This window comes from Turicibacter sp. KK003, from assembly GCF_037014675.1.
Classification (GTDB): domain Bacteria; phylum Bacillota_I; class Bacilli_A; order MOL361; family Turicibacteraceae; genus Turicibacter; species Turicibacter faecis.
The window spans coordinates 2,034,272-2,061,219 of the sequence record NZ_CP142738.1 but is presented as its reverse complement, the minus strand read 5'-3'; the positions used below and the strand labels follow the sequence as shown (position 1 = coordinate 2,061,219).

Sequence of the window (26,948 nt, the reverse complement as noted above, 5' to 3'; positions counted from 1 at the left end):
TGCAACAAATTACCTTAACATGAATATTTTACATGCTTTTTCATTATATAGTATGAATGCTAACAATAAATGTGATTCTTCCGCTATTTTGGTGAAAAGCCCTTTCTAGGAATAGAGCACTTTAATACGTAGAAGTTCAAAACTTGCTCGTCCATACATTTGGCGTTTAATCATTTTAATTCGGTTGACATTCCCTTCACAAATCGCATTAGTGTATGGATAAACTAATGCGTTACTGATCGATTGCTCATCACGTTTCATTCGAAGACAAAACTCACGCAGTAATTTAATCTCATGAGTAGCGTAACGTTCTAGCCATTGAGATAATTTGAATACTTGCCCCATCGTGACCAAATCTCTAAATACTTGGATGGCTGTATATAGTTCACTTAAGTCTGCATGAGCTTGAAAGAGTTCATTTAATAAATTTAATTCTGGTTGAGTTAAAGACGTTGGTTTTCGCCAAATGAATGAGGTGAGTTGAAACTTCGTTGCTTTCAATAATTTACTAGATTTTTTTGATATTTTTTCTGTTGCCTTCTCACTTGTTTTTACGGGGAGATTTGCTTTAATTTCTTGAACTTTTCGACGAGTTGAAGAAGCTCCTCCTTTAAACCCTTGGTGGATGAGTTGTTCATGAATCCAACGAGCAGTTTTTCCCTCCTGACACCATTGTGTGATTTGATTTAAATAGGGGACAAATTGATTAACACGGGGCTTTCGTATTTGCTTGGGAGGTTCAGATAACTGAATATACTTCGCTACGGTTGTCCGACTTAACTTAAGTTGTCTGGCTGTTTGACGAATAGAGCCTACTTGTTGGTAGACCTTTTGAATCTCCAAAATGAGTGCCCATTTTGCTTGTTCCTTTTCAGATAATGATTCATGACTGGATATTGAGTTCACGTTAGTAATCGTTATATCTGTCGCTGGATCTGTTTTTTTAGTGATTGAAGATTCAGGCATGATAAACCATCCTTTAGGAAAACGAGAACTAATGGTTTCTTTAACAACCGTTAATAGGTTTTTAAGAAAGTGCCACTTGTCGGCAACCTGAATAATGTTAGGATTCGTTAAATGAATGGCTTTAGTATAAGTTGTTGCACGATCACGTGTCACTAATTCAACTGAGGGATGTTTTTCCAACCATTCTTTAAACGCTTGAGTCGAACGAGAGGCCAGAATTTCAACCGGACGATGCGTTTCTAAATCACAAATAACCGTTCCAAAGTCGACCCCTCGACGAAAAGAAAAGTCATCAACCCCAATATGGGTTAATGACTGATTTTTTATATCTTTTTCAGTAGAATCGATACGTCGTAATAAATCTAATAGTGCATCTCCACTTCGTTTATATCCAAGTTTAAAAAGAAAGCGTGATAAAGCTTCCGCACTCATCGATAATGATAATTGAAGAAAAACCTCTTCAAGACGAATGGTTAAACGCCGATAGGCATTTAAAAAGCCAGTAAATCTTTCAGTAAAAATTTGACGTTTACAGTTAGGATTTAAACAAAAAAACTTTTTAGCTTGTATCCTTAATTGAACAGGTTTATTAAGGATAGACGCATCTAATGGTTTTCTAAGATACGTACTGTGTACCTGGTGACTTTTCATCCCACATAAGGGACAGTGGTTAAATTTTGATTCAGATTTTAAACAAATCAAGATTATATGCTCATTATTTTCAATGGATTGAATCATAAGATTTTCAGGGAAAAAGACATTAAGATTCATGATGATATACCTCTCTACGATGTCTTTTCATTATATCAGGTAAAGCGTTTTATCACCAAAAGTCAGGAAGAACCACTATTTTTTGAGCACGTGGTACACTTTTTTATTGACATTTATAATATAGGAAATAAGTATATTTTATCAAACACATAGGTAAATACCTATACATCGTAAAGAGTCTTAATATAATAAGGATAAAAAAAAGTCATCGAAAGATGACTTTTTTAATGAGTGTAGGGGGAAAGACCCTAGTTTTGATTTTCGATACTAATAATATCTCGAATATCTTCAATATCTAGGGCATCTGCAATCCTCTCAATATGATTAAAATTAATGTTTTTTCTCTTTTGATTAGCTAGTTCACTCAAAGCAGCATGACGGATATCAGTTAGTCGAGATAACTCTCTTAATGATAAACCTTCTTGCTGAAGTAGTTCATTAAGATTCACAATAACTTTTTTAGACATTTATGAAGTACCTACCTTTGAAAAGAATTGCTCCCTCAAGAAAAATATCATATAATGTAAAATGACGTGGTACGCGTAAACGTACCGAAGGGGGAAATAGGGAATGATTTTAGTAAACTACTAAAAGATAAGTACTAAATTGTCGATAATATCATGTTTTTCTAGGTATTTTGTCGATATTTGATGGATAATTGAAGAGGGAAGATATCACTAATTTTAAGAAATAAATTAGGCCCATACTAGTATGAATAATAATGGATTATCTCATTGATAGTAATTATTGGGAAAAGGAATAAGGCGCTTTTTTGATCGCCGGGGAGGATCAAAAAGGAAGTGAATGTTTAGTATTGTTATCTAAACGCTTCTCTTTAAAATGTACTGTAAAATTTTATTCTCAGACAAAAATCACTAAAATTTAATTAAAAATTTAAAAAGTAGATATCAGGTACGCAATCAAATTAACTAGAAAGCATGGATTATTTATCGAAATTTCGACGCGTAACCGGTTATAATATGAAAAAAATATCGACAAATTCAGGCATTTTGGATGAATTTTAGTTTATTTATTCTTATCTATCTAAGAAGAGGAAAAGTGTTAAAGCCCTTGATTTAAAGGCTTTTTTTGTTGATTTATCTCCCTTTAATAACTCTAATATTGGAATTATTTGTGGAATTTTACAAGGAAAAACTGCAATGATAATTTTGGATAAAAACTTTATGATTGAGAGAGTCTATTGAAGGAGGTGAATCATGAAAGGTAAGGCACAGGACTATAACGGAATCTATAGTGACATGGTAGAGGTATTAGGCGAGGAAATGACTCATAAGATTTATCAGTATTATAGGGGACAACAGGTGTCTTTCCCAATGAGATTATATAGTAAAACATACACCGAGAAGTATTTAAAACAACATTATAATGGAAAGAATTTAAGAGATTTAGCGAGAACATTAGGGTATTCTGAACGTTGGATTAAGCAATTAATTGATCAGTTTGGAATCGAATCGAAAGAGACCTAATGTCCGTTTAATATAGAACTTAGTAATAAGATAGGGTGATATGTGTGGAGGAGTTGCGATTAGGAAAAGCCTTAAGAGAGTTATACAATCAGGCTGCGCAGGCACAAGATCGCGTTATTATGTTATATTTATTTGGGGTTAAACACGGAAAGATGATTGTAGAGAAGCAATTATCCCTTAGTTATATTTTATGTTATGCGCAATTGCCGGAGTCGTATAGGAGTGAGATTGAAAAAGGGATTAAATTGGGTCAATACGTGAAAGCCATAGAGAGATAAAAGCTAAATCTAAATTTATGATGAACCGTTCAACCTATATGAATCTCAAAGGCTCATTGCTAGATTCGCCCTTAAGAGAATATCGTTTGAAAAAGATTTTTACAAATCTTAATTGCTCAAAACAATGAGTTGATAACAGGGTGATTAAAACAGAGGTAGAGTGAATACTCGTCGAATACTACTCTTTTTTTATGCTCACGTCTAGGAAGGTAGGAGAAGAAATAGCTCCGAGTTATAAGTTTTTAACAAAAAAAATAACCTAATTTCCCAAGTGGATTAGGTTATTTTTTTGTTTATTTATATAATAATCGGATAAATTATAGTAAAAATGTCCACAATTAATTAAAGATACGGTAGATTTGTATGAAAACATTCCAAAGGGGTCAACCGATTAAAATTTATGCTATAATAAATAAACTAAAAGACAACTGGATGGGAGGATGTTCATCCATTTTTCGTTGAGTGTAAAGTAGACTTTTAGAAATAGGGGGATTTTATGAAGAAAAGTTTTGTATCAGTCCTTTTTATTCCAATATTGGTGCTTAGTTATTTTGGTTTTTTTTCAGGGGAAAATTTTAATCATTCATTAAAAAGGGAACAATTAGACCTTCCCTTTATTATTAATTATGTCGATGAGCAAGGGGGAGACCAGTTTCAATTAAATTGGCAGGAGCTTATCGCTTTAATTGCCGTCGATGATACGAAAGACTTATCGCAAATTTCCGCTACAGATTTAGAAGAGGTAGGTTCTTATTTTATTCAAGATGGCGTTTTACAATCTTTTGAGCAAGTTTTAGACTCAAGGGCATATAGCGAAACTGAAAGGGAGAAAGCCTATGAACATTTAAATATGCTTGCCGATTATGGGTATGTTCCTCATAAATTAAAATCAGATTCATTTGAAATGATGTTTATTAACTCTTTAAAGGAAGGTGCCATTGAAAACTATCGACTTTATGGAATATTACCGTCGATTACAATTGCGCAAGCTATTTTAGAATCTAACTTTGGCCAATCAGAATTATCTTTACAAGCTAATAACTTGTTTGGAATTAAAGTTGGAGTTAACTGGGATGGCGAGGCGATCACGGTTGCAACAACAGAGGGGTATAATACTGAAGTGATGGATACTTTTCGAAGTTATGGATCATTCAAAGAATCTCTTATTGACCATGGCGAATTTTTAGTTAACAATCCAAGATATAAAAATCACGGTGTCTTCGAGGCTAAAACCTATCGCTCCCAAGCACAGGCTTTAGAGGATGCTGGGTATAGTACGGTCATGGATGAACAGGGAAATAAAATATACGCCCAAAGAATTGGTGAATTAATTCGGCAATATAATTTGCAGTTAATTGATCATTCGTTACATGTAAGTGAGAGCTAAAAAACATAAGACACCTTGTCAAATCGGCAGGTGTCTTATGTATTAAAAAGTGTAAAAATAAAAGTGGACACATTTATGGTCCACTTTTATTGTGAGGATGACTATTCTTTAATGAAATCTTATTTGTTTGGGTTTTCAAATGATGGAGGTGTTGGATTTGGCGATTCATGTTTAGGCCCTGGACTTGATAAGTCAAAGTAGAGTTTAGAATCTTCAGTTACCCCAAAGTCACGATTAGAACCCGTATTTTTTACTTTATTGAGGGCCTCACGGAAGAGAGCATTATGGGCTTCTTCACGATTGAGTAGAAAGTCGATCGTCTCTCTTACATATTTATCATCAATTTGACGGTATAAATATTCATAAACAACTTTTGCTCGTTGTTCAGATGCGATGTTTGAGAGAAGGTCAGCTACTAAATCACCGGTAACATTGACATAAGTTGCTGTCCAAGGAAATCCTGATGAGTTAACCAGTTCTGGATTTAGTCCATGCACAACATGTGCTTCTACTTCACCCGCAACTGCTGCTTGGTAATTTAAATCATGACCATTTAATAGGTTAATCGTTTGAGCAACAATTTCCATATGGCTTAATTCTTCAGCAGCGATGTCTAAAAAGAGGTCTTTAATCTCAGAGTCTTTAATGCGAAAGCTTTGTGACATATATTGTAATGCTGCTTTTAACTCTCCATTTTCACCACCTAATTGTTCTTGTAATAGGATGGCATATTGTGGGTTTGGACGTTCAACCCGAACAGGGTGCAAATATTATTTTTCATGTTTAAACATAGAGGAACCTCCTGATAGTAATTTCAACCTTAGAGTGGACATTTTTTCTTTCCCTATACCCTTTTTTAAAAAAGAGCAGACGTTAGTGGATAGGTAATGGTAAAATAGAGACATCTAGTCAGCATAGATTTTAAATCGTTATATTTAATAAGAGTAAGATTAAAATAATTATGAAGATAGGAGTTTTGTAAACGAATGAGCCCATTAGAACAAAAGCTACAACAAGAAGTGATAAAAAATTGTCAACATATTGAAACGGTGTACGGTTGTAAAATGACGCGTCTTGTTCAAACGATTGAACGATTCGGCATTGTTAAAACAGCACGCGAAATTTTTCGAAAGCGCCGAACTTCTGACAACTTTAATCGTCTCGTCGAACTTGGACAAATGAAGTTAACGATGGAAGCAGTCATTGTGAAGGGAGAGTATGCCCAGTTATTTACCGACGAAGAAGTCAATTTATGTTATGAATTATTATGTGAGAATGGATATTACTAGAAAAATAGGGGGAAGGTCATGAAGAAAAAAATCGGGTTTTTACTTGCAATGATAATGCTTGCTGGGTGTCAGTCGCCAAAAGATCAGAAGATTGAGGAGCAACCAGTTGAAGAGGTGTCAAAGAAAAGAGAAGAAATAACGACAAATTTAACAAATCAGGAATTAACCCATCTTAATGAATATTTAAGTGAGTTAAGTCAGGCGGGTTTTTTATCGTATGATAGCCAATCTCCAGATCAGACCCAGCTATTAGATTTAGGTTTTATGCTCTATGCGTTTGAAGGAAAAATTCCTGATAGAGTAGAGGTTGACGGTGCGTCTTACAACCCATTTCCGTATGAGGAATTTAACAAAAAATTGAATTTTTATTTTGATTGTCAGTTAGAGAAGGAAGGAAATGATGAGTGGTTATTTCAAGAGGATACATTTTATCATCCCTTACTTGAAACCGGATTTTCAAAAAATAAAGTGACCCAAGTTGACCGAGTATATGATAATGGGGACGGAAGCCTTTTAGTAGAGGGAACCCTATATCGTTTCAAGTCAAGTATGGAAGAAGATCTTTATTCTCAATATGTTCAACCTAAATCAACGTGGACATCTTCAATGGATGCTCAACTTATCGGAAATGTGACGGTGACATTTGTTCAATCAGAAAAGCTATTACATGATGTGATTGATCAGTATCAAGCGAATTATTTTGAGGGGATAGAAGAAGAGGCTTCTGATGAGAGTCAAGAAGTGAATGCAGATCGTGCCGAATATGAAGAGCCTCAGACTGAAACATTAGAGGAGGAAGATCATTTAGAAATCCCAGATGAACGAACCTATTCTCCGACTGACTATATCCCGGCTTATCAAACAGATATTTTTGATTATGAGCAACAACCTATTCTAACAGCAGGGGTGGTTGATTATATTATGGAAGGAGACGGCGCATCCGAAAGTTATACAGCCATTTTAAATATTGTTCCATATAGCAACGATTACCCGTATACTATTTCTTTAACCGTTTCGAATAAATTCCCACAATTACAGGTGGGCGATCGATTAGAGGTCTACATCGTACCTGAGGTTCGAGATATTGAAGAATCAGAGGGCGTTATTATGGCTGAGTTACAATATTTTAGATATTTAAGTGAAGAAGAGTTAGCCTCTAGATTTTAAATGACGGAGAACCAAATTTCTAATATGAAATTTGGTTCTTTTTTGTTAAAAAAAGGTAAACTCAAAATGGCTGCCGACGGAATTTGACGGAGATTATAGGTATAATAAGCGTAGCATCAAGCAAGATGGGGGGAAACTGGGATGAAAAAGTTAATTTGTTTAATCATAGGGACTCTTTTGTTATCGGGGTGTCAACCCGTGTTAAAAGGAATCGAGGAGGTAGTGGATTCAAAAATAAAAACTTCGCCAAAAACGGAGATAACCGAAGAAAAACCGGAGATAACTGAAGAAAAACCAACGATACTTGAAGAGAAAAAAGAGATAACTGATCGGTTAACTAATGAGGATTTTTATCGTGCTAATCATTATTTTAGTAGATTAAATGAGACAGGGATGAGCACCTATCAAGAGGGGGTAACGACCCATGAAGAATTGTTAAATCTAGCGTATTGGTTATATGTTGGGGGGGGGGGAAGTCAATCATGAGCTATTGAATGAGACGTATTACGATGTTATTCCTTATGATAATTTTAATGAACAAATTAGTCTTTATTTTGACCATGAGTTGGAGAAAAAGGGAAGTGCGACATGGGGATTTCAGGAAGATAATTATTATCAACCCGCACTAGAATGTGGATTTTTATCCTCAAATTTTACTCAAGTGGATCGCGTGTTTGAAATCGAGGAGGATCGCTTTTTAGTCGAAGGAACGATTTATCGTTTTGATCCTGCAATGGTCGATTATTCCTACTTTGAATACCTTCAACCTAAATCAACGTGGCAGCCTGCAATGGATAGTGAGTTGATTGGAAATATGGTCGCCGTTTTAAAACCAGTTGCTCAAGGGGAGCGTTTGGTGATAGAATCGTATGAGACCAATTACTTTGCTCCTGAATATAGCGATGTTGTGTCGGATGTGGAATAGGATGAAGTTACTATCCCATAAGCAATGAGATGTTTGTGTTGTGTGAAGGTATAAAAAGATGGGACCCTTATTAAATAGAAAAATAAGTAAATCGTGACCGCAGTCAAACTGCTTTTCAATCAGTTCTTAAAAAGGATGAACCTTAACTTTAATCTAGAACCTATGTCAAGGACATTTTAAAAAAACATGAGCTAAGCTACATTTAAAAGATGACTTCTATAACCTACAGGAGTCATCTTTTTTAAATTCCATTGGTAACGTGCTGTATTATGATACATCATATATCGTTTAACTTCGCGCTTTACCTCATCTAATGTTTGGCATTCTTTAATAGGAGCCTCATCTTTGAAGTGACCAAAGAAGGATTCTTGGGGTGCATTATCCCAACAGTTTCCTTTTCGAGACATGGACTGACCTAATCCCTTTTTCTTTAATAGAGCTTGGAAGCTTGGACTTGTATAATGTACTCCTTGATCCGAGTGGCTAAAAGCTTCTGGATGAAGTGGGATTCGTTTATTCCTAAATAGTTTTTCAATCGTTTCAATCACCAATGACATCCGTAAACTATCCGAAACATGATAAGATAAAATTTCATTGGTAGAGGCATCTAAAATAGTTGATAGATAGGCTACTTTGCCGGTTCCATAATATAAATAAGTAATATCAGTGAGTAAGACTTTACCTGGAGTTTCTTGTCTAAATTCTCGATTTAAAAGATTAAGAACAACGCGATGTTCTTCTGTTGCCTTTCTTAGTTTCAAATAAGGGTTACGTCGACGATGGGGACAGGTAATTCCGTATTTTTTCATGATGCCTCTAATTCGTTTAAGGCTATAAACAATCCCCATTTCACCTTCTAATGTCATTTTAATTTGAAGAGATCCCTTTTTATATCCACGACGATTAAAAATGTTCAAAATAAGATCCCTAACCATTAAATCAACTTCTTCACGCTTCAGTCGATTCTGTTTTGCATCATCACTAAAATATCGATAATAGCCTGAGCGTGAGACGTTTAAGACATCACAAAAATAGCCGATGACACCTTTTAAGTTAAAGTGTTCAATGACTTGTTTAATTAACTCATACTTCTGTGAGGGAGTTAGGGATTTGGCTAGTTTAGTAACCCCCTCTCCATCAAATACACCTTTTTTAGTAGTTCATTCTCAGCTTCTAATAATTTAATTTTAGCTTCAAGTTTAGCTGTCTGTTCTTGAGCTGTTAATTCCCTATTTAAACGACGTCCCGAGTTCATTTGACGCGTATCTTTTAATCCAACTAATCCTGATTTTTTATAAGCTAATTTCCAACGAGAAGCAGCAGCTTCAATTCGTTTCATTCCAATCATTTCAACATTAAATCCTGCTTGTTCAAAAACCATACGGGGAGTTTTTCCCTCATCCAGTTGTAGAACTAATAAACGTTTAAATTCATCCTGATAAGTAATTGCTTTTTCTGATACCTTTTTAACATAAGGATTTTTATTTAAGATTTTGATTTCTTTCTCTGTAAACTTCTTTTGACTCATTCTCTTCACCATTCTTCTATCAAGTTATCTTTTTTCTATTATAAAACAAAAGAACCTATAAGCTCACACTTTTTTCAAGTGTCTATCTTATAGGTTCTAGTTTACTTAACAGGTCATCCTTTTTCTTTGAACAAATAATTTTTAACTATTTTTTTGTACCGACAAATTGTGTCGGTATTGCTTAGTATAATGGTAGGAGATGAAGAATTACTTCCGATGTAGATGATAAGAGAATTTTTTTAGTAGTGGGTGATAATGATATGTATGATAAAAATACACGAATTTTATATATGCTAGAACGGTTATTAGAAAAGAGTGAAGTCTCAAAGGAAGAAATTCAAGAAATGTTTAGGATTGATAGTCGGACGTTTGAACGGGATATTGCAACATTACGTACTTATTTTAGTCATCGAATGGGGTCGATGGGGGACCAATACATTGAATATGACTATCAAAAAAAGAAGTATTACTTAAAAAATCCCGTTAATCAACCGCTAGATGCCAAGCAAGTGTTAGTTTTGATTAAACTCTTACTTGGTACACGTTCGTTAGCTGTTGAAGAACTTGACCAGATGATTGACTCCCTTTGTACGTTGTTAGACATGAATGATAAAAAAAGAATCCAAAATTTTATTAGTAATGAACGGCTTCATTTTACGCCGCTTAAACATGAACAACAATTAATGGATCGCATATGGGACTTTAGTCAATTAATTGATAGTTCTCATAAAATGATCATGGAATATAAAAAGGCGAATCATACGATATCGACTTATACAGTTGCCCCAGTTGGACTCCTGTTCTGTGATTTTTATTTCTATGTGGTGTGTTATGTGACCGACAGAGAAATCCCATATCCGATTTCCTTCCGTGTCGATCGAATTTTATCGTATCAAGTGTTGAAAGAAACATTTAAAATTCCGTATGCTCACCGATTTGAATCCGGTGATTTTCGTAACAAAATTAACATGATGTATCAGGGGGAGTTGATTAAGTTTACGTTTAAATTTACGGGTCATTCCGTTGAAGCAGTGCTTGATAAATTTCCTATCTCACGAGTGATTGAAGAGGGCGACGGATACTGTATTATTGAGGCAATGGCTTATGAACAAGGACTACTCATGTGGATCTTTAGTCAAGGGGATTGGATCCACCTATTATCTCCACAAGATTTAATTGAAAAAGCAAAGGCACGTTTAAACCGCATGCAGCGTTACTATGAACCATTAGAAGCTTAAAAAGGGTGAGTCTATCCGTTTGAGATAGGCTCACCCTTCTTTTATAGATGAGAGGTTCACAACTGATGAATGAGTTGAGGTGATTAACATAGATCATGTTGAGTCATTAACTCCCTGTAATCGTTCCTCCATTTGGATGAAGAATTTGTCCGGTCATATAACTTGAATCATCGCTTGCTAAGAAGACGTAAGATTCAGCTACTTCGAACGGTTGACCTGCCCGATTCATCGGAACTTTTGGTGTTTTTGTTCCGAATGTTTCAATGTGCTCCGCTGACCAAGAGGCAGGTTGGAGAGGGGTCCAAATAGGTCCAGGGGCGACTCCATTCACACGAATGCCACGATCGACTAAGGAACTAGAAAGCGATCGAGTGAACGCAACAATAGCCCCTTTAGTAGCACTATAATCGATCAATTGTTTTTCTCCCTCGTAAGCGGTGACGGAAGTCGTATTAATAATTGTACTTCCCGATTTTAGATGAGGAAGCGCAGCTTGGACAAGATAGAAAAAAGAATATATATTTGTCTTAAAAGTTAAATCTAATTGTTCGGCACTTATATCAAGAATACTATCGGCAGTATATTGGACGGCGTGATTATTAACAAGGATATCAAGTTTTTGAAAATGTTTCAGTGTCTTTTCGACGGCTTCTTTTGTGTGGTCGATGTCAGTTAAATCGCCCGAAATTAAGATACATTCCTGACCTAGTTCTAAAATATGTTGCTTTGTCTCCTTTGCGTCGATTTCTTCGTTTAAATAGGCAATGGCCACGTTGGCCCCTTCGCGTGCAAAGGCATAGGCAACTGCCCGGCCAATACCGGAATCTCCTCCTGTAATCAGGGCAACTTTGCCTTTCAATCGCCCACTTCCTTTAATATATGGATTTTCTGAGATGGGACGAGGGTTCATCAAATATTCCATCCCCGGTTGCTGATCCTGATGTTGCAAAGGAAACGCAACCTCAATCTCTTCACAGTTTTCAACAGTTCCAAGCTTTTTATAAACGGGATACATAGGACACCTCCTTAGTTTCTCTGTATTCCATGCATAACGTCATAGGATACGAGAGGTGACGATGAGGATGCAAATCTTCTTAAAAGTAAAACATTTCTCGTCATTAATATATATGAAAAAAGCGTGATATTTATGATTTTAGTGGGGATTTTGGAAAAAATGACACGACCCTTTTGTTATAATAGCGGGAAAGAGACATATATTTGAGATGAAATGATAAATAGGGGGAGAATAACATGAAGGGCATGAATCAATTTGCAAAGACCCACTCGCATGCACTTACGCTGCTAAAAGGGTCAATGGAGAAGAAGAAAGCCAATTTTTATGTTGAAAAAGGGTATCCTTCTTTAAACCATTTTTTAGATCAAAAACATCGGACACTATTTTATGGAGAGATTGAGATGGGGGTTAAAAAAATAAAGGGGAACATTCAACATCACGTTCATTGTTTTTTACGTGAAATCCATCCTCTTTTACTCAAGCTCTTACTAAAGATGAATAATTACGTGTTAATGAACGATGGGAACCCTAAATTTAGAATTATTCACCAACATCTCAAATTAGTGATTACACTTATCACGAAGCAACTCAACTAATACCGAAAACACGATTTGCCTAGATAAAAGGGGAGTTTTAAAAAATTTAATTAAAAATAATTGATGTCGAATGCACAAGAGTCTGATACACTAGAAAGAAGAAAATATTCTGATTTAGATTCGATGAGTGGCTTTCGTGAATGTGGGTACCTTGGAAGTCAGGAGAAAATGGTACAACCGGCTAAATTAGTAGTTGGAGGATAAGATGATTAATAAAGTTTTGGGCAGTAATTTTACGACGAAGAAAATCTTAGCAACAGAAACATTAGGTGAATCATCTCATCTGAGGAAAAGTATTTTGGATTATTTCGGGTTACGATTTATACTTTTAGGTGGATTAGTGATGCCGCATCAGTCTGTTTTGGCAACACCTACAACGAATCAGTTGGAGTTTAGTGAGTATCAACGACAGATGGAGGCTTCAGTGATTGGACTAGTCTTCATTTTAATGGCGGTGGCAACCTTTTTTTCTCATCGTCTCTTAGCGGTTTGGGAAAAGCGAAAACAAAAGTATCGATTTATCCATAAGTTAGCTCATGATGAATTTATTCTTTATTACCAACCGATCGTTAATCCAGATCAACATAAAGTGATGGCATGTGAGGCGTTATTAAGGATGAAAGACAACGATAACATTTTATCACCGTTTCATTTTCTAGAGACGGTTGAGGAACTTGGATTAATGGAACGCATCACGCTGTGGGTTTTACAACGGGTGATTCAAGATTATCCAGAAATTAAAGCGCATAATCAACATCTTGATGACGAATTTTATATTTCTTTAAATGTTTCCTTTAAAGAGCTAGCTAGCCCTTCATTTATTGAACAGGTAAAGGAGATTTTAGCTCATGTGGATTTAACTGAAATTAAACTTTGTTTTGAGATTATCGAAAAGTATCACCTTGAGAATCAAAGCTTGACGAATCAGGTGATTCGTGAATTAAGATCGCTTGGGGTTAAAGTGGCGATCGATGATTTCGGTGTCGAGTATGCGAATTTAGATATGCTCGATAAAATTGATTATGACATTATTAAGCTAGATAAACATTTTATCGATGAAATCCAAACCTCTTTTATTCGCCAGGCATCCGTCTTATTTATAGGAAAAGTGATTGAATATTATCAAAAAAGAATGGTGATGGAAGGGTTAGAGTATCCTAAACAACTCGAAGTTTTGCAAGAATTATATCCAGGTGTTGTCTATATTCAAGGTTATTTGTATTCACCGCCGATTAGCTTAGAAGAATTCAAAGTATTTACGCTTAAATCGGTAGAGTGAGCAAGTTAAATGTTTAGTCGAATCAATGAGGAATAGAGGGAATGATGCTCAAAGCATTTAAAAAGAGGTGTCCGAACTAGGGCACCTCTTTTTATGACGGGTTGGATACTTTTAAGTAACCATTAATTTAAGCTATGAGGCCTGTTTTAGGAAGAGGACAGGTATTCTTATTTTAGTACACACTGTTTTGTTTGTTTAACTTTTTGCGAAACAATGTTTTATTAACGCGTGACAACGTAACATTGTTATGTTATATTAAAAGTAGAGTGTAACACTGTCGATAGGGAAAGGTGTTGAGAAAAATGCGTCGTAACGATTGTTTATCTATTAGTGGAAAAGAGCAGGTGTTAGGTGGAAGTTATAAAGAGGTCCGTCTTTCGGGATATGGATCTATTCAAGGAGCGTTGACTGCTGAGCTTTTGAAAGTAAGTGGGCTAGGAATGTTTGATGAAGGTGTAACTGTGTCACAATTAGAAGTAAGTGGCCAAGCAACGTTCAATCATCACCTAGAGGTACATGAGGCAAAGGTAAGTGGTTTGTTAACAGCGAAGAAGAACGTCAGTTGTCAGGAAAAGTTTGTAGTAAGTGGGAAGGTAAAAGGTGAGAGTCGGATGAATATCCGTGAGTTAACAATTTCTGGCCTTTTGACTGCCTTACAGGAACTTGAAGTTGGGATATTAAAGCTTTCAGGAAAATTAAGTGCGAACAGTTTAAAGGTAGAAAACGCAGAGATATCTGGGATGGTAACGATAACAGGGGAACTGTGTGCACATGTGTTAGAGATTCGAGGAATGATGACGGCCGATTCGGTTGAATCCGAAGTCTTAAAAGTGAAAGGACGGATGGATTGTAAGGGCATGATTAATTCAGAAAAGGTTGAGATTTCATCAACGTCTGGATCTTCATTTAATGAACTCGGAGCGAGCGACGTTAAAATTTGTGAGTTAGAACCGAAACATGGATTACTATCACGATTTTCAACACTGTGTCATTTATTTTCAGGCACAACCGTCGTCAAAGGGAACTTAATTGAAGCGGATTCTGTTTATGTTGAAAATGCGAGAATAAAAAAAATCCGTGGTCAGGATATCGTGATTGGACCGCACTGTGAAATTGAGGCGATTGAATACGGTGGGACGTTAGTGGTTGATTCAACCTCAACAGTAAAACAAGCAACGATGCAGGAGGAGAAGCGATGTTTAATTTAGAGATAAACGGAATAGGTCAAAGTGGTGGAGGAACATTTGGCGATGTGAGTATTGAAGGGATCGGTCGTTTCACCGGACCTATTAAATGTCAGCAGTTTACGGTCTCAGGTGTTGGTTTTTCAAAAGAGGTTGAGTGTGAGCAGCAGCTCGTCATTGAAGGAACCTTAAAGTCTAAATCTCTTAAAGCGAAAGAGATTCATGTTTCTGGATTATGTAAAGTAGTAGGTGAGATGAAGGCACTTACTTTAAATGTGTTTGGCTATTTACATGTCGATCAATCCCTTAAGTTCGAACAGGCCGTGATTGAAGGGAAAGCCAAATTAAAAGAATCACTTGAGGCGAATCATTTAGAGCTCTTGTTTGTTGAGGATTCTTTTTTTGAGGTCATCACGGCAACCACTATTCGGATAACACGCTCATTAGAAAGTACACGGTTATCACAAAATAAGTGGTTTTCTCTTAAAAAGCGAACGGGGTTAATAAGTGGTGAATTAATCGAGGGAGAGGACATTCATTTAGAATATGCACAAGTCAAACAGGTTTACGGCGATCGTGTGTTTGTAGGGCCGGGATGTCACATCGATACGATTGAGTATAAAGAACAATTAGAAATTGCCCCTGGTTCAGTTGTTAAAACCATTAAACAAATTTAGAAAGGAGAACCGGAAATGGCCAGAAAAATAATGATTTATGGGGATGGATCCGTTTCGGGTGGAGAAGTGTCGAAGGTACGCGTGTTTGGTGACGGAACGATTCAGACTGACGTTGTAGCTGATTCCATTAAAGTTTACGGCACGGCAATATTTAATGGAAAGGTGGAAGCAGAAGAAATTAAAATTTTAGGTGAGGCACTGTTTAATGGACAGGTGAAAGCGAAGAAAATGAGTGTTTATGGGACTGCTACCTTTGAACAGGAGGTCACCATGAACCGATTAAGTGTTTATGGAATGGTTCAATTATCGAAAGATGCGGTTATTGAGAAGCTAAAAAATATGGGCTATATTCAAATAAATGAGCGCTTAAAAGGGCGAAAAATAAAAAGTTACGGAAGTATAACTGGAAGGGGCCGATTACAGACGGAAACGCTATTATCTAAAGGGGTATTACAACTTGAAGGTGATATTGAAGGAGAGGAGTTAATCTTCAAAGGTGGTGTGTGTCAGGCTGCACTCGTAAATGGTGAAAATGTTGTGATAGAAGTTGCTACTATTTGTCAGTGTCACAGTATTGGGGCTACGAATTTAACCATCAAAAAAGCCGCCTTTAAATCTAATCAACGGGCCCTTATGGTCGCAGAAGAAATTGAGGGTGACCAGTTAAATTTAAGATGTATTCGAGCGAAGGTCGTCCGCGGAGATGTGATTAAACTAGGGGATCATTCTACGATTGACCGGTTAGAATATCGGACGCTAGTAGCCAGTCCATCCAAAACCATTTCGGTTTCACAATCTGTTAGAAGTTAGGTGATAAAAGTGGAAACAGCATTAATCTCAAAAAAAGAGTTATTACAGACGATGAATATCTCATATGGACAACTTTATCGATGGAAGCGTAAAAAACTTATTCCGGAGGAATGGTTTATTAAAAAGTCCGTTTCAACTGGGCAGGAAACCTTTTTTCCCCGTGAACAGGTGCTCGAGAGAATCAGTAAGATTATCGAGTTAAAGGACCAAGTCTCGCTTGATGAATTGTCCGATGTCTTTTCACCAAAAGATGAAGAAATTTCTCTAGAACTAGAACGATTACTTGATAAACAGATTATTACGTTGCAGGGGGTGGCATTGTTTGAACGAATGTTAGAGGGGAGCGCCGATCTATCAGACTTGAAACAGGTGTTAATGGTGAAGATTGTCGATCACCAAGTCGTTAGCGGGAATCTTACGTTTGATGAGGGGAAGTTGCTTTGGCAATTTTTAGATAAGCATTATCAACGCTTAAATAGGGAAGAGTCCTGTCTATTGTTGATTCGCCATTTAGGATTACCCTTTGTGGTAGGGGCTTTAAATCGAGAGATGGTCATCATTGATGAAGGTGACAAAGTTGTTTTAGAGGTTGAGTTATTAAAAGAGATTGGGAAAATAAAATTAGCCTTATTGGGTTAAATGAATGGATTGAAAAAGGGAAAGAATAGAATTAAAATAGGGGGATTTGTCGATACTAGGATTGATTTTCATCGAAGGCGCCTGTTGATGAGGTGACCATTTGACACTAGTTTTTTTCTCGTATCCTTTTCAAAAGAACAATCACTGGTTTGAATCGGGTGGTCCAAGCCTCGTTCATCACGATGCGTTGAGGCGGTAGTTTGGCGAGTATCAATCCGTGTGCTAGGGTGATTTCCTAAGTTACACGAACACAATTAGAAATTATTCCTCCTAGATAAAATCTTTTTCGCCCTATATGTAGAAAGAAGGAATTTTGTTGAAAAGGTTATCTGTTATTAAAAATAGTATAAAAATGATTTTTATTTTCTTAATCGGTTTAGTTCTTTCGTTTCTGTTTGATTATCTTGGATTTAATGAGGCGAATATTATTCTTGTTTTTACCTTATCTGTTTTATTGACAGCGCAATTTACCGATTTTTTTATCTATAGTTTTATTTCTTCCCTGATCGTCGTGCCCTGTTTTAATTTCTTTTTTATTGAACCACGGTATTCGTTTAATGTTTATGATGCGGATTACCTCATTACTTTTTTCATTATGTTGATGGTGACCCTTATGGCCAGTATACTTACCAATCGTATTAAACGGATTGCAGCGGTGGCAAAGGTAAGAGAAAATCGAATGAAATTTTTATATGAAAGTAATAAACACTTATTACTCGTTCAGGGTCAGGAACCAATTGTAAATGAAAGCGTGAAAAATTTAGCTCGTATTTTAAAAAGAGATGTGGCGATTTCTCGATGTGATGAAAATCATCAATTATTACCGCTTCAAAATTATAGTTATTCATTGAAAGAAGAGGCTTCCTTGTTTTTAAAGAGTCTCTCTACCGAAGAAATGGCAAAGGTAATTTCCTCCGATCATGATGGGTTAGATCCAAACTTACAAATTTACTACTATCCGATTCTGGGAAAAAATGATACACTCGGTGTGATTGCGATTTCACTTATAAATAAGGATAAACTTGATGAAAATGAAATGACATTACTTCAATCCTTGTCAACTCAAATCGCTTTTGCTCTTGAAAGAGAACGATTATACGAGCAACATAAACAGGCTAATTTAGAGGCCGAACGCGAGCGCCTAAGAGGAAACTTACTTCGTTCAATTTCACACGATTTAAAAACACCGCTGACGAGTATTTTAGGGTCTACTTCAACTCTTATTCAAAACAATCACATCATTACCGAGGAAATTCGCTTAGAGTTGTTAAATAATATTTATGATGAGACCACTTGGCTTCAACGGTCGATTGAAAATATTTTAAGTATGACAAAGATTGACGAGGGAAGATTAGAATTAGATAAACATCCGGAATTATTAGAGGAATTGATTACCGAGGCAGTTACACGAATTCAACGCTTCCATCCGCAGGTTAAGATTGTGGTCGATATTGAAGAAGAGATGGTTTTCCTAAATGTTGATGCCGTATTAATTGAAACGGTTCTTGTCAACTTACTCGATAATGCCGTCCATTTTTCAAAAGAGAATCAAGTTATTACTGTTAGAGCTTACCCAGTTGGAAAGGATGTCTGTTTTCAAGTAATTGATGAAGGAAGGGGAATTTCAGAAGAAGATTTACCGTTTATTTTTGATCGATTTTATACAAAAGGGCAAGGGGGAGTATCGCATAAAAAAGGAATTGGCTTAGGTCTTACGATTTGTAAATCAATTGTGCAAGCCCATCATGGGACAATAACGGTCTTTAATAATGTGCTTAATGGATGTACGTTTGAATTTTTGATTCCAATGGATTATGAGAATGGGGCACTATCGAGCGTAGAAGGATAAAATCTTTACACTTTCTTTATGCTAGGAATAAGTTATTTAATACAATCTTTATACCAGATGTGATAAACTAAAGGTAAAAACATAAAGAGGTTCGTCATTTAAGTCGGAGCTAACGATTTGAATATCGATCGTATGAATAAGCCCTTAAGGTTTAGTTTTGGAAAGTGGACGTTAGGATGAGGCGTTAGAATAAAATAAAGAGATTGGTGTCGAATAAGTCCCCCTCGTATGAATTTAAGGGGAGAAGACGAGCTCTAATCGATGATTAAGAATGGAAGTGATGATGATGGAGATTAAGCCGTTGATTTTAATCGTAGAAGATGATAAATCAATTGCTAAGTTTGTGAAGGTGTCGATGGAGGCACAGGGATATAAATGTATTGAAACAACAACGGGTCAAGGCGCATTGGCCTTAGTCTTTTCAAGTAATCCTGATGTCATCATTTTAGATTTAGGACTACCGGATATGGATGGGCTTGAAATTATTGAAAAGATTCGTCCGCTCACTCATGCGAAGATTATTGTCGTTTCGGCACATGGACATGAACGAATTAAAGTTGAAGCATTAGATACAGGGGCAGATGATTATTTAACAGAGCCGTTTAATGTTTCAGAATTATTAGCCCGTGTTCGTGTTGCTTTACGCCAATTAAAACAAGTTCACGCATTAGGTCAGATGGCTCAAATGCATGAGGAAGCCACTTCTTTTAAAGTGGGAGATTTGTTAATCGACTTTGATAAACGCAAAGTGGTGATTCGTGAGGAAGAGGTCCATTTAACCCCGATTGAATTTAAACTGATTGAATTAATGGCGAAGCATGCTGGCCGCGTATTAACTCATCGATTTATGATTCATGAGATATGGGGTGGCTATGGCGAGAATGAAACACAGTCTTTACGCGTATTCATGGCAAATATCAGAAGAAAAATTGAACTAGAGCCGACGCATCCGCGCTATATCATTACGGAAGTTGGGGTTGGTTATCGTTTAGTGGATGAATAAAAAGGAGTTATCACTTTGAGTTGATAGCTCCTTTTTTGCGTTAAATAACAGGAAATATCTTTATGAGACTCTTATACGAGAGGCAGTTATCTTAATACAATCTTTATACTAATTTTGTTAAACTAGGAGATGCCATTAGTTAAGACGAGGTGAAGATGATGGGGCAACTAATTAGTGAGACTCACTTTGAAGAGTGTATCTCAAATTCGATTAAGTATTTAAAAAGTTATCAATATCCCCAAGCGCTTGCAATGATTCATGAGGCGATGGTAGTCAATGATACATCTGCAACGGTATATAACTTATTAGGGATCTATTATGAAATGAAAGGTGAGTATTCTCATGCACGCAAACTTTATCTGGCGTCGAGCTCGCTGGATGCTTCATTTTTACCAGCGATGAATAACCTCAATCGTTTGGTGTCTTATTCAAACGAAAGAACATTAGAAGTGATTGATTTTGGATAAAAGTTGATGGGAACAAAATAGAGTATTTATTTAAATCTGAAAGGATGTTTGTGAGATGAATTCGAAAAAAAAGAATTATATAATTATTGCGGGTTGTAGCCAGTTTGGGGCAACGATCGCCGCTGCTTTTTCCCAACAGGGATGTAATGTTGTTGTTATTGATTCAAACGCTGCTTCTTTTCGTAAACTTCATTGCGGATTTAGTGGATATAAACTAGTAAAAGACGCAACGGATATTAATGCGTTAATCCAGGCAGGAATTGAACAAGCCTCATTAGTCGTTGCTGCAACGGAAGATGACAATGCTAATATTATGATTGCTCGAATTGCAAAGGAGATTTTTCATGTCGAAGACGTTGTCTCACGACTATATGATGTAGATAAACAGGTGTTGTATCAAGATTTAGAAGTTAAAATAATTCGTCCTACTCGATTAACTATGCAGGAGTTTGATAAATTGATGACGCGACGTGAAGGAGGAAATTTCTAATGAAGGTTTTAATTGTTGGAGGACGCGGGAAAGCCGATTTCTTAATGAATTCATTACTTGATAAAAAAAATAGCGTGACGTTAATACACGATGATGAGGAATATTGTAGACAATTAGCCCGTAAATACGACACGACGATTATTTGTGGGGATGGAACAAAACGTTATATATTAGAAGAAGCCGAGATTGAAAATCAAGATATCGTCATTGCATTAACACCGAAAGATTGTGCGAATTTTGTCATTTGTCAATTAGCGAAGAAAGTTTATGGGATAAAGAGAGCTTTTGCGACCGTCAACAATCCTAAAAATGTTGACGTGTTTAAAAAATTAGGGATTGATTCGGCGATTAGTGCGACTTACGTGGTGTCAAATATGATTGAACAACTTGCGACGATTAATGATTTATCTCATTTAACGGTGATGGAATCGGGCCATATTCATTTAATGGAGTTGCTGGTGAAGGAGCAGGATCCAATTGTAAATCAACAGATTAAAGACATTGATATTTCTGAAGAAATGATTATTAGTTGCATCATTCGAAATAATCAGGCCCTAATTCCAAAAGGAGATACATTTATTTTATCGGGTGATAAACTTATCATTTTATCAACAAGCACTCAACCTCAATCATTTATCGGACAGTTAGTAGGTGATTCCTATGAAACGCGTTAAACAAAAATATTTAGTCATGGCTTATTTATCACGCTTTATGATGATTATTGGCCTCATTTTATTCATTCCTTTATTGGTGCTCCCCTTTTATCCGCAAGAGGTGATTTATTGCAAGGATTTCATTATTCCTGCCCTTATCGCTATCTTATTAGGAGGGGGATTAACGAAGGTACTTCCTTTTGAGCGATCACAACGACTCTCGGTGGGGGATGATGCGGTAATTGTGGTAGGGGCTTGGATCCTCGCGATTATATTTTCGGCCATGCCATTTGTTTTCTCTCATCAATTAAATGTAACACAAGCCATTTTTGAATCGGTAAGTGGTTGGACGACGACGGGATTATCGGTTGTTAATACGGAACAAACGGCGCACATTTTTTTAATTCATCGAAGTGTTACTCAATTTTTTGGAGGGGTAGGAATCGTTCTAGTGTTACTGTCGGCCCTTTCAAGTACATTTGGATTGCAACTTTATCAATCAGAGGGGCATAATGACTATTTGCTTCCTAACTTGATTAAATCTTCACGCCTTATTTTAGGAATTTATTTTGGCTATATTATTATTGGCGTGCTACTCTACACCTTATTTGGGATGCCGTTATTTGACGCGATTAACCATTCAATTGGTGCCCTTTCTACAGGTGGTTTCTCCGTTAAAACATTAAGCATTGAGGCCTATGATTCTGTGGCAATCGAGGTGATTACCATTGTTCTGATGTTATTAGGAACAACGAATTTTGCTGCCCATCTTCTGCTGCTTAGGGGAAGATTAAAATCGTTTTTTAAACTAGGTGAAATTAAGTTTATGGCGCTTTTGATTGGAATTGGGGTGGCACTTTTGACAGTTTCATTAGCCGGAACGGTATTGGGGTCATTAGGTGACTCGTTCCGAGTGGCTATTTTCCAAGTTATTTCAGCGTTGTCTACAACGGGATATGCGACAACAAGTTACACAACATTCACTTCGTCCGCATTGTTTATCATGATTGTTTTGATGATTATCGGGGGAGGAGCCGGTTCAACATCAGGTGGGATTAAGCTCTATCGTTTCCTTTTATTAGTCAAACAGAGTATTTGGAACGTGTATCTTCAATTTAAACCTGAACATTTTATTAAGGAACCCTTTGTATTAAAGCCCGAGGGAAAAGTTTATTTAACGAATGATGACTTCAAAGAGGCTTCAAATTATGCTTTTATTTATATGGTCTTGTTAGGGATTGGGACGTTTATATTTTTAGTGATGGGTTATCCTCTTCAGGAGTCGTTATTTGAGTTTGCGTCATCATTAGGAACGGTCGGTCTTTCGATTGGAATAACTGCTCCTGATCTTCATCCACTTTTATTGTGGACGGAAATAGTGGGGATGCTGTTTGGGCGCTTAGAAATTTGGGTTATCTTTATTTCACTGATTAAAATTTGTACGAGACGTAAAAGAGGTCGCAACTAAGAAAACAACCCTTGTTGTTAATCTGATTCAAAAGCATCGCGATTCTTTTTAACACAACATAAAAATTTAGTAGGAGGCATTCTAGCTATTGTAGGATGCCTTTTTTTATTGATATCAATAAAAATGATTGTATCCTTGGTCGAATGAACCTATATTTCATCATAAAAGATGGGATGCTGTTGATGGAAGGCGGTGTTTTGGTTGAATAATTAAGTTTTAAAATGAAAATAATTCTCATAAATAAATAGCGACAATGAAAATAATTTTAAAAAATAGTTGATTAATGAGTTGAAAGCGGTTAAGATATGAGTATAAAGAAAATAATTTTCAAAAAAGAGGTGAGGGGAATATGTTTAAGCAACTACAAAAGATAGGAAAGTCCTTTATGTTACCGATTGCCATTCTTCCGGCAGCGGGGTTATTATTAGGGATTGGTGGGGCATTATCGAATCCTAATACCGTGATGGCCTTTCCTATGTTAGATATTTCTTGGTTACAAGGAATATTTCAAATTATGTCTTCAGCGGGAAACGTCATCTTTAGTCATTTAGCATTAATCATGTGTATTGGATTAGCGGTGGGGCTCGCGAAAAAGGATAAGGGGACGGCGGCCTTGGCGGGGGCCGTTTCATTCCTTGTGATGAATGCCGCTATCTCTGGAATGATTACCGCGTTTAATCCGAGTGTTGAGTCAATTGATACAGGGGTTGTGGGGGCCATTGTTATTGGATCGGTGGTTGCCGCATTACATAATCGGTATCATAATATCCAACTTCCATCGGTGCTAGGGTTTTTCGGTGGATCACGATTTGTTCCGATTGTTTCGTCGTTTACGGCCATTTTTATAGGGGCAATCTTTTTTCTCATTTGGCCGACCTTCCAGCAAGGATTAGTTTCTATTGGAAACATCATTGCTAATTTTGGTCCACTCGGAACATTCCTTTATGGATTTTTACTCCGATTAACGGGATCTATTGGATTGCATCACATGGTTTACCCACTATTTTGGTATACTGAATTAGGAGGGGTTACGGAAGTTGCAGGTCAGGTGATTGTCGGAGCGCAAAATATCTTTTTTGCTGAACTTGCTGATCCTAACCATGCTGGGTTATTTAGTGATGGGACACGATTTTTTGCAGGACGATATGCGACGATGATGTTTGGATTACCGGCTGCTTGTTTAGCGATGTACCATTGTGTGCCTAATCATAAGAGAAAGGCGATTGCTGGAATGTTCTTAGGGGCGGCAGTGACCTCATTTGTAACAGGGATTACAGAACCCATTGAATTTATGTTCTTATTTGTGGCGCCATGGCTATACGTGATTCATGCGTTATTTGACGGATTATCATTTTTGATCGCCGATATTTTAAACATCTCCGTTGGAAATACTTTTTCGGGAGGATTAATTGACTTTCTGTTATTCGGTGTTTTACAAGGGAATGAGAAAACAAATTGGATTTACATTTTAATTGTCGGTGCCTTTTGGTTTGGGTTATATTACATTACCTTTAGATTTTTAATTACCAAATTTAATGTTCCGACGCCGGGGCGTGAAGAGGACGAGGAAGTAGTAGCAACAGCTGTTGTTCATGACTCTTTAAATGAAACGGCTGTACAAATTTTAGAAGCCTTAGGTGGGAAAGAAAATATTGATGACGTAGATGCTTGTATCACAAGGCTGCGAGTAGCCGTTAAAGATGTGAATAAAGTAGATAAAAATAAGATTAAAGCACTAGGAGCAGCCGCTGTATTAGAGGTTAAAGGAGGCATTCAAGCTATTTTTGGTGCTAAGGCAGACCCATTAAAACAAAAAATTAATGATTTAATGGGAGCAGAGTGACGAAAAAAAGGGAGTGACAATTATGGAAAGAGGTTTAATCGTATCATGTCAAGCGTTACCAAATGAACCACTACATAGTTCATTTATTATGGGAAAAATGGCACGCGCTGCAAAGGAAGGAGGGGCCATAGGGATTCGTGCAAATACCGTTTCTGATATTAAAGCGATTCAATCTGAGGTCAACCTTCCGATTATCGGCATAATTAAACAAGACTATGAACAGTTGGTTCCCTACATCACACCCACGATGAAGGAAGTTGATGCATTGGCTCAGTTAAATATTGAGATTATTGCGATGGACGCAACGATGAGTCAAGATGAGTCATTGATAAAAGCAGCGCTAACAAAATATCCTCATCAAAAGTTTATGGCGGATATTTCAACAGTGGAGGAAGGATTACGAGCAGAAAAGTTAGGATTTCACTACATTGGAACGACGTTAGTGGGTTATACAGAGCATTCAAAACAGCTAAATAATTTTGAAGTATTGGCTGAATTGATTGCCACTTGCCAAGTTCCTATTGTTGCGGAAGGAAATTTTGATACTCCTGAAAAGGCACGACGGGCACTTGAAATGGGAGCTCATTGTGTTGTTGTCGGGGGAGCTATTACGCGCCCTCAATTAATTACAAAGAGGTTTAATGAAGAGATGTTAAAGGCTTTATAAGGTGAAGAGGTGAAGCGGTCTAGTTAAACCTCTCCTCATGTCTAATGAGTTATTTTGGTTATAACCCATTAAAAAGACCCCACTTATGAAGATAAATTTGAGGGATAGAGGTGTGAGAATGAAGGCAATTAAGAATGGGAAAATCATAACGCCCCAAGGTATTCTTGAAAATCAGGTGCTTGTATTTGACGAAGTGATCAGATCGATTCAAGTGGAGGTTCCCGAAGATTGTGAAGTCATCGATGCCCGTGGCATGTATGTGTCTCCAGGATTAATTGATGTACACGTGCATGGAAGTTGTGGTGCCGATACGATGGATCAATCGGTTGAGGCCATCGAGACCATTAGTCAAGGAATTGCTCAAAATGGGGTGACGGCTTTCTTACCGACAACGATGACCATGAGCCAAGAAGATATTTATGGAGCTTTAACCGTTATTCGGGAATGTATGAGACGGCCATTAGTTGGGGCTAAAGTTTTGGGTGCCCATATGGAGGGACCGTTCATTAATGAGTCGTATAAGGGGGCGCAGTCGAGTCAATATATCGTAAAACCGAATTTTTCATTTATAGAACCATATACCGATGTTATTAAATTGGTTTCCTATGCACCAGAATTGGATGAAAGTTACGCGTTTACCAAGGCGGTGAAGGAAAGAACAGAGATAACCTTATCTATTGGCCATACGAATGCCACCTATCAACAAGCTAAAGAGGCCTTTGCCTGCGGATGTAGTCATGTCACTCACCTATTTAATGCAATGACGCCACTTAATCATCGGGAGCCTGGCGTGGTTGGGGCTGCATTAAGTAGTGATGTTTTTACAGAATTAATTGCGGATACGATCCATATTCATAAAGATTTATTCCCGTTTGTGTTGGCGAATAAGGGAAAAGAGAAAATTGTGTTGATCACAGATAGTATGCGCGCCGGATGTATGAAAGATGGAACGTACGATTTAGGTGGGCAAGCCGTGTTTGTTAAAGATGGGGCCGCTCGACTTGCTAGTGGAAATTTAGCTGGAAGTGTGTTGACCTTAAATAAGGCCGTCTATAATTTTTATAAGCATACAGATATCACGTTGTGGGAGGCGATTCATATGGCCTCTTTAAATCCAGCGACATCCATCGGTATTCATCATCAAAAGGGAAGTCTGGATGTATCAAAAGATGCAGACATTGTCGTTTTTGATGAGGAACTCAATTGTTATTTATCGTTTGTTGAAGGTCGCGAAGTAGTTAATAAATTTTGAAAGAGAGTTTGGTGAGGGAA

At 36.9% G+C, this 26,948-nt stretch carries 28 protein-coding genes and 1 riboswitch; of the genes, 23 read left to right on the top strand and 5 right to left on the bottom strand.

Annotated features, from left to right (window positions below):
* Positions 1 to 105 precede the first annotated feature (105 nt).
* Together VXM77_RS10060 and VXM77_RS10055 are read right to left on the bottom strand one after the other, a co-directional pair.
* Positions 106 to 1,737, bottom strand: a complete 1,632-nt coding sequence (locus VXM77_RS10060; protein WP_304407259.1) for an ISL3 family transposase — start codon at positions 1,735 to 1,737, stop codon at positions 106 to 108.
* A gap of 248 nt (positions 1,738 to 1,985) precedes the next feature.
* The gene (locus VXM77_RS10055) at positions 1,986 to 2,204 is read right to left on the bottom strand and encodes a helix-turn-helix transcriptional regulator (RefSeq protein ID WP_161832926.1); all 219 of its coding nucleotides are present in this window, start codon (positions 2,202 to 2,204) and stop codon (positions 1,986 to 1,988) included.
* 750 nt (positions 2,205 to 2,954) lie between these two features.
* Between VXM77_RS10055 and VXM77_RS10050 the strand changes: the two genes are divergently transcribed.
* The 3 genes from VXM77_RS10050 (at position 2,955) to VXM77_RS10040 (ending at position 4,889) form a co-directional block, all read left to right on the top strand.
* The gene (locus tag VXM77_RS10050) at positions 2,955 to 3,224 is read left to right on the top strand and encodes a Mor transcription activator family protein (protein WP_161832925.1); all 270 of its coding nucleotides are present in this window, start codon (positions 2,955 to 2,957) and stop codon (positions 3,222 to 3,224) included.
* Between the two features lie 44 nt (positions 3,225 to 3,268).
* Positions 3,269 to 3,502 carry a histidinol dehydrogenase gene (locus tag VXM77_RS10045; RefSeq protein ID WP_161832924.1) on the top strand — a complete coding sequence of 78 codons (234 nt, stop codon included), beginning with the start codon at positions 3,269 to 3,271 and terminating at the stop codon, positions 3,500 to 3,502.
* A gap of 496 nt (positions 3,503 to 3,998) precedes the next feature.
* Complete coding sequence (locus VXM77_RS10040; protein WP_338506245.1) at positions 3,999 to 4,889, top strand: glucosaminidase domain-containing protein; 891 nt, start codon at positions 3,999 to 4,001, stop codon at positions 4,887 to 4,889.
* A 119-nt stretch (positions 4,890 to 5,008) separates the two neighbouring features.
* Here the strand turns inward: VXM77_RS10040 and VXM77_RS10035 are convergent, their stop codons facing one another.
* Positions 5,009 to 5,656 carry a manganese catalase family protein gene (locus VXM77_RS10035; protein ID WP_338506243.1) on the bottom strand — a complete coding sequence of 216 codons (648 nt, stop codon included), beginning with the start codon at positions 5,654 to 5,656 and terminating at the stop codon, positions 5,009 to 5,011.
* Positions 5,657 to 5,875: 219 nt separating this feature from the next.
* Between VXM77_RS10035 and VXM77_RS10030 the strand changes: the two genes are divergently transcribed.
* From VXM77_RS10030 to VXM77_RS10015, 4 genes are all read left to right on the top strand, one after another.
* On the top strand, positions 5,876 to 6,178 hold the full coding sequence (locus tag VXM77_RS10030; RefSeq protein WP_161830906.1) for a hypothetical protein: 303 nt from the start codon (positions 5,876 to 5,878) through the stop codon (positions 6,176 to 6,178).
* 18 nt (positions 6,179 to 6,196) lie between these two features.
* A complete protein-coding gene (locus VXM77_RS10025) occupies positions 6,197 to 7,345 on the top strand; it encodes a hypothetical protein (RefSeq protein ID WP_161830907.1) in 1,149 nt (382 codons plus the stop codon).
* A gap of 141 nt (positions 7,346 to 7,486) precedes the next feature.
* On the top strand, positions 7,487 to 7,831 hold the full coding sequence (locus VXM77_RS10020; RefSeq protein ID WP_338506240.1) for a membrane lipoprotein lipid attachment site-containing protein: 345 nt from the start codon (positions 7,487 to 7,489) through the stop codon (positions 7,829 to 7,831).
* Between the two features lie 4 nt (positions 7,832 to 7,835).
* A complete protein-coding gene (locus VXM77_RS10015) occupies positions 7,836 to 8,270 on the top strand; it encodes a hypothetical protein (RefSeq protein WP_338506238.1) in 435 nt (144 codons plus the stop codon).
* A 191-nt stretch (positions 8,271 to 8,461) separates the two neighbouring features.
* On the opposite strand, the gene VXM77_RS10010 is transcribed toward VXM77_RS10015, so the two are convergent.
* A protein-coding gene (locus VXM77_RS10010) for an IS3 family transposase (protein WP_161830909.1) occupies positions 8,462 to 9,798 on the bottom strand; the annotation gives its coding sequence in 2 pieces (ribosomal slippage) (positions 8,462 to 9,408 and positions 9,408 to 9,798; 1,338 coding nt in all).
* Between the two features lie 260 nt (positions 9,799 to 10,058).
* On the opposite strand from VXM77_RS10010, the gene VXM77_RS10005 reads away from it, so the two are divergent.
* The gene (locus VXM77_RS10005) at positions 10,059 to 11,036 is read left to right on the top strand and encodes a WYL domain-containing protein (RefSeq protein WP_161830910.1); all 978 of its coding nucleotides are present in this window, start codon (positions 10,059 to 10,061) and stop codon (positions 11,034 to 11,036) included.
* Between the two features lie 106 nt (positions 11,037 to 11,142).
* Here the strand turns inward: VXM77_RS10005 and VXM77_RS10000 are convergent, their stop codons facing one another.
* A complete protein-coding gene (locus VXM77_RS10000; protein ID WP_161830911.1) occupies positions 11,143 to 12,051 on the bottom strand; it encodes an SDR family oxidoreductase in 909 nt (302 codons plus the stop codon).
* A gap of 236 nt (positions 12,052 to 12,287) precedes the next feature.
* Between VXM77_RS10000 and VXM77_RS09995 the strand changes: the two genes are divergently transcribed.
* The 15 genes from VXM77_RS09995 to nagA all read left to right on the top strand — a co-directional run bounded on the left by VXM77_RS09995 (position 12,288) and on the right by nagA (position 26,928).
* The gene (locus tag VXM77_RS09995) at positions 12,288 to 12,647 is read left to right on the top strand and encodes a hypothetical protein (protein ID WP_161830912.1); all 360 of its coding nucleotides are present in this window, start codon (positions 12,288 to 12,290) and stop codon (positions 12,645 to 12,647) included.
* Between the two features lie 107 nt (positions 12,648 to 12,754).
* Positions 12,755 to 12,839, top strand: a riboswitch (cyclic di-GMP riboswitch).
* 13 nt (positions 12,840 to 12,852) lie between these two features.
* Complete coding sequence (locus VXM77_RS09990) at positions 12,853 to 13,926, top strand: EAL domain-containing protein (RefSeq protein WP_161830913.1); 1,074 nt, start codon at positions 12,853 to 12,855, stop codon at positions 13,924 to 13,926.
* 302 nt (positions 13,927 to 14,228) lie between these two features.
* The gene (locus VXM77_RS09985) at positions 14,229 to 15,134 is read left to right on the top strand and encodes a hypothetical protein (protein WP_338506236.1); all 906 of its coding nucleotides are present in this window, start codon (positions 14,229 to 14,231) and stop codon (positions 15,132 to 15,134) included.
* Positions 15,122 to 15,787, top strand: a complete 666-nt coding sequence (locus VXM77_RS09980; RefSeq protein ID WP_338506235.1) for a hypothetical protein — start codon at positions 15,122 to 15,124, stop codon at positions 15,785 to 15,787. Before VXM77_RS09985 ends, VXM77_RS09980 begins: the two co-directional genes overlap by 13 nt.
* Positions 15,788 to 15,802: 15 nt before the next feature.
* On the top strand, positions 15,803 to 16,597 hold the full coding sequence (locus VXM77_RS09975) for a polymer-forming cytoskeletal protein (RefSeq protein WP_262953717.1): 795 nt from the start codon (positions 15,803 to 15,805) through the stop codon (positions 16,595 to 16,597).
* 9 nt (positions 16,598 to 16,606) lie between these two features.
* Positions 16,607 to 17,236, top strand: a complete 630-nt coding sequence (locus VXM77_RS09970) for a YhbD family protein (protein WP_262953718.1) — start codon at positions 16,607 to 16,609, stop codon at positions 17,234 to 17,236.
* Positions 17,237 to 17,552: 316 nt separating this feature from the next.
* Positions 17,553 to 19,085, top strand: a complete 1,533-nt coding sequence (locus tag VXM77_RS09965; protein WP_262953719.1) for an ATP-binding protein — start codon at positions 17,553 to 17,555, stop codon at positions 19,083 to 19,085.
* A gap of 271 nt (positions 19,086 to 19,356) precedes the next feature.
* Entirely contained in the window at positions 19,357 to 20,088 is a 732-nt protein-coding gene (locus VXM77_RS09960; RefSeq protein ID WP_237658861.1) for a response regulator transcription factor, read from the top strand.
* 158 nt (positions 20,089 to 20,246) lie between these two features.
* Positions 20,247 to 20,555 (top strand): hypothetical protein, encoded by a 309-nt coding sequence (locus VXM77_RS09955; protein ID WP_161830919.1) that lies wholly within the window; start codon positions 20,247 to 20,249, stop codon positions 20,553 to 20,555.
* Positions 20,556 to 20,610: 55 nt separating this feature from the next.
* Entirely contained in the window at positions 20,611 to 21,045 is a 435-nt protein-coding gene (locus VXM77_RS09950; protein WP_161830920.1) for an NAD-binding protein, read from the top strand.
* On the top strand, positions 21,045 to 21,719 hold the full coding sequence (locus tag VXM77_RS09945; RefSeq protein ID WP_161830921.1) for an NAD-binding protein: 675 nt from the start codon (positions 21,045 to 21,047) through the stop codon (positions 21,717 to 21,719). The genes VXM77_RS09950 and VXM77_RS09945 overlap by 1 nt, the downstream gene beginning before the upstream one ends.
* The gene (locus VXM77_RS09940) at positions 21,706 to 23,166 is read left to right on the top strand and encodes a potassium transporter TrkG (protein ID WP_338506229.1); all 1,461 of its coding nucleotides are present in this window, start codon (positions 21,706 to 21,708) and stop codon (positions 23,164 to 23,166) included. Before VXM77_RS09945 ends, VXM77_RS09940 begins: the two co-directional genes overlap by 14 nt.
* A gap of 349 nt (positions 23,167 to 23,515) precedes the next feature.
* Entirely contained in the window at positions 23,516 to 25,009 is a 1,494-nt protein-coding gene (locus VXM77_RS09935; RefSeq protein ID WP_161830923.1) for a PTS transporter subunit EIIC, read from the top strand.
* 13 nt (positions 25,010 to 25,022) lie between these two features.
* Complete coding sequence (locus VXM77_RS09930; RefSeq protein WP_161830924.1) at positions 25,023 to 25,676, top strand: N-acetylmannosamine-6-phosphate 2-epimerase; 654 nt, start codon at positions 25,023 to 25,025, stop codon at positions 25,674 to 25,676.
* Between the two features lie 118 nt (positions 25,677 to 25,794).
* Positions 25,795 to 26,928: an N-acetylglucosamine-6-phosphate deacetylase gene (gene nagA / locus VXM77_RS09925; protein ID WP_161830925.1), complete on the top strand. Its 1,134-nt coding sequence runs from the start codon at positions 25,795 to 25,797 to the stop codon at positions 26,926 to 26,928.
* Positions 26,929 to 26,948: the final 20 nt, after the last annotated feature.

Bases quoted from the DNA above. Each gene is read 5' to 3' on its own strand.
- VXM77_RS10060 (WP_304407259.1), bottom strand. From the start codon at position 1,737: ATGAATCTTAATGTCTTTTTCCCTGAAAATCTTATGATTCAATCCATT.
- VXM77_RS10055 (WP_161832926.1), bottom strand. From the start codon at position 2,204: ATGTCTAAAAAAGTTATTGTGAATCTTAATGAACTACTTCAGCAAGAA.
- VXM77_RS10050 (WP_161832925.1), top strand. From the start codon at position 2,955: ATGAAAGGTAAGGCACAGGACTATAACGGAATCTATAGTGACATGGTA.
- VXM77_RS10040 (WP_338506245.1), top strand. From the start codon at position 3,999: ATGAAGAAAAGTTTTGTATCAGTCCTTTTTATTCCAATATTGGTGCTT.
- VXM77_RS10030 (WP_161830906.1), top strand. From the start codon at position 5,876: ATGAGCCCATTAGAACAAAAGCTACAACAAGAAGTGATAAAAAATTGT.
- VXM77_RS10025 (WP_161830907.1), top strand. From the start codon at position 6,197: ATGAAGAAAAAAATCGGGTTTTTACTTGCAATGATAATGCTTGCTGGG.
- VXM77_RS10020 (WP_338506240.1), top strand. From the start codon at position 7,487: ATGAAAAAGTTAATTTGTTTAATCATAGGGACTCTTTTGTTATCGGGG.
- VXM77_RS10005 (WP_161830910.1), top strand. From the start codon at position 10,059: ATGTATGATAAAAATACACGAATTTTATATATGCTAGAACGGTTATTA.
- VXM77_RS10000 (WP_161830911.1), bottom strand. From the start codon at position 12,051: ATGTATCCCGTTTATAAAAAGCTTGGAACTGTTGAAAACTGTGAAGAG.
- VXM77_RS09995 (WP_161830912.1), top strand. From the start codon at position 12,288: ATGAAGGGCATGAATCAATTTGCAAAGACCCACTCGCATGCACTTACG.
- VXM77_RS09990 (WP_161830913.1), top strand. From the start codon at position 12,853: ATGATTAATAAAGTTTTGGGCAGTAATTTTACGACGAAGAAAATCTTA.
- VXM77_RS09985 (WP_338506236.1), top strand. From the start codon at position 14,229: ATGCGTCGTAACGATTGTTTATCTATTAGTGGAAAAGAGCAGGTGTTA.
- VXM77_RS09980 (WP_338506235.1), top strand. From the start codon at position 15,122: ATGTTTAATTTAGAGATAAACGGAATAGGTCAAAGTGGTGGAGGAACA.
- VXM77_RS09975 (WP_262953717.1), top strand. From the start codon at position 15,803: ATGGCCAGAAAAATAATGATTTATGGGGATGGATCCGTTTCGGGTGGA.
- VXM77_RS09960 (WP_237658861.1), top strand. From the start codon at position 19,357: ATGGAAGTGATGATGATGGAGATTAAGCCGTTGATTTTAATCGTAGAA.
- VXM77_RS09955 (WP_161830919.1), top strand. From the start codon at position 20,247: ATGGGGCAACTAATTAGTGAGACTCACTTTGAAGAGTGTATCTCAAAT.
- VXM77_RS09950 (WP_161830920.1), top strand. From the start codon at position 20,611: ATGAATTCGAAAAAAAAGAATTATATAATTATTGCGGGTTGTAGCCAG.
- VXM77_RS09945 (WP_161830921.1), top strand. From the start codon at position 21,045: ATGAAGGTTTTAATTGTTGGAGGACGCGGGAAAGCCGATTTCTTAATG.
- VXM77_RS09940 (WP_338506229.1), top strand. From the start codon at position 21,706: ATGAAACGCGTTAAACAAAAATATTTAGTCATGGCTTATTTATCACGC.
- VXM77_RS09935 (WP_161830923.1), top strand. From the start codon at position 23,516: ATGTTTAAGCAACTACAAAAGATAGGAAAGTCCTTTATGTTACCGATT.
- nagA (WP_161830925.1), top strand. From the start codon at position 25,795: ATGAAGGCAATTAAGAATGGGAAAATCATAACGCCCCAAGGTATTCTT.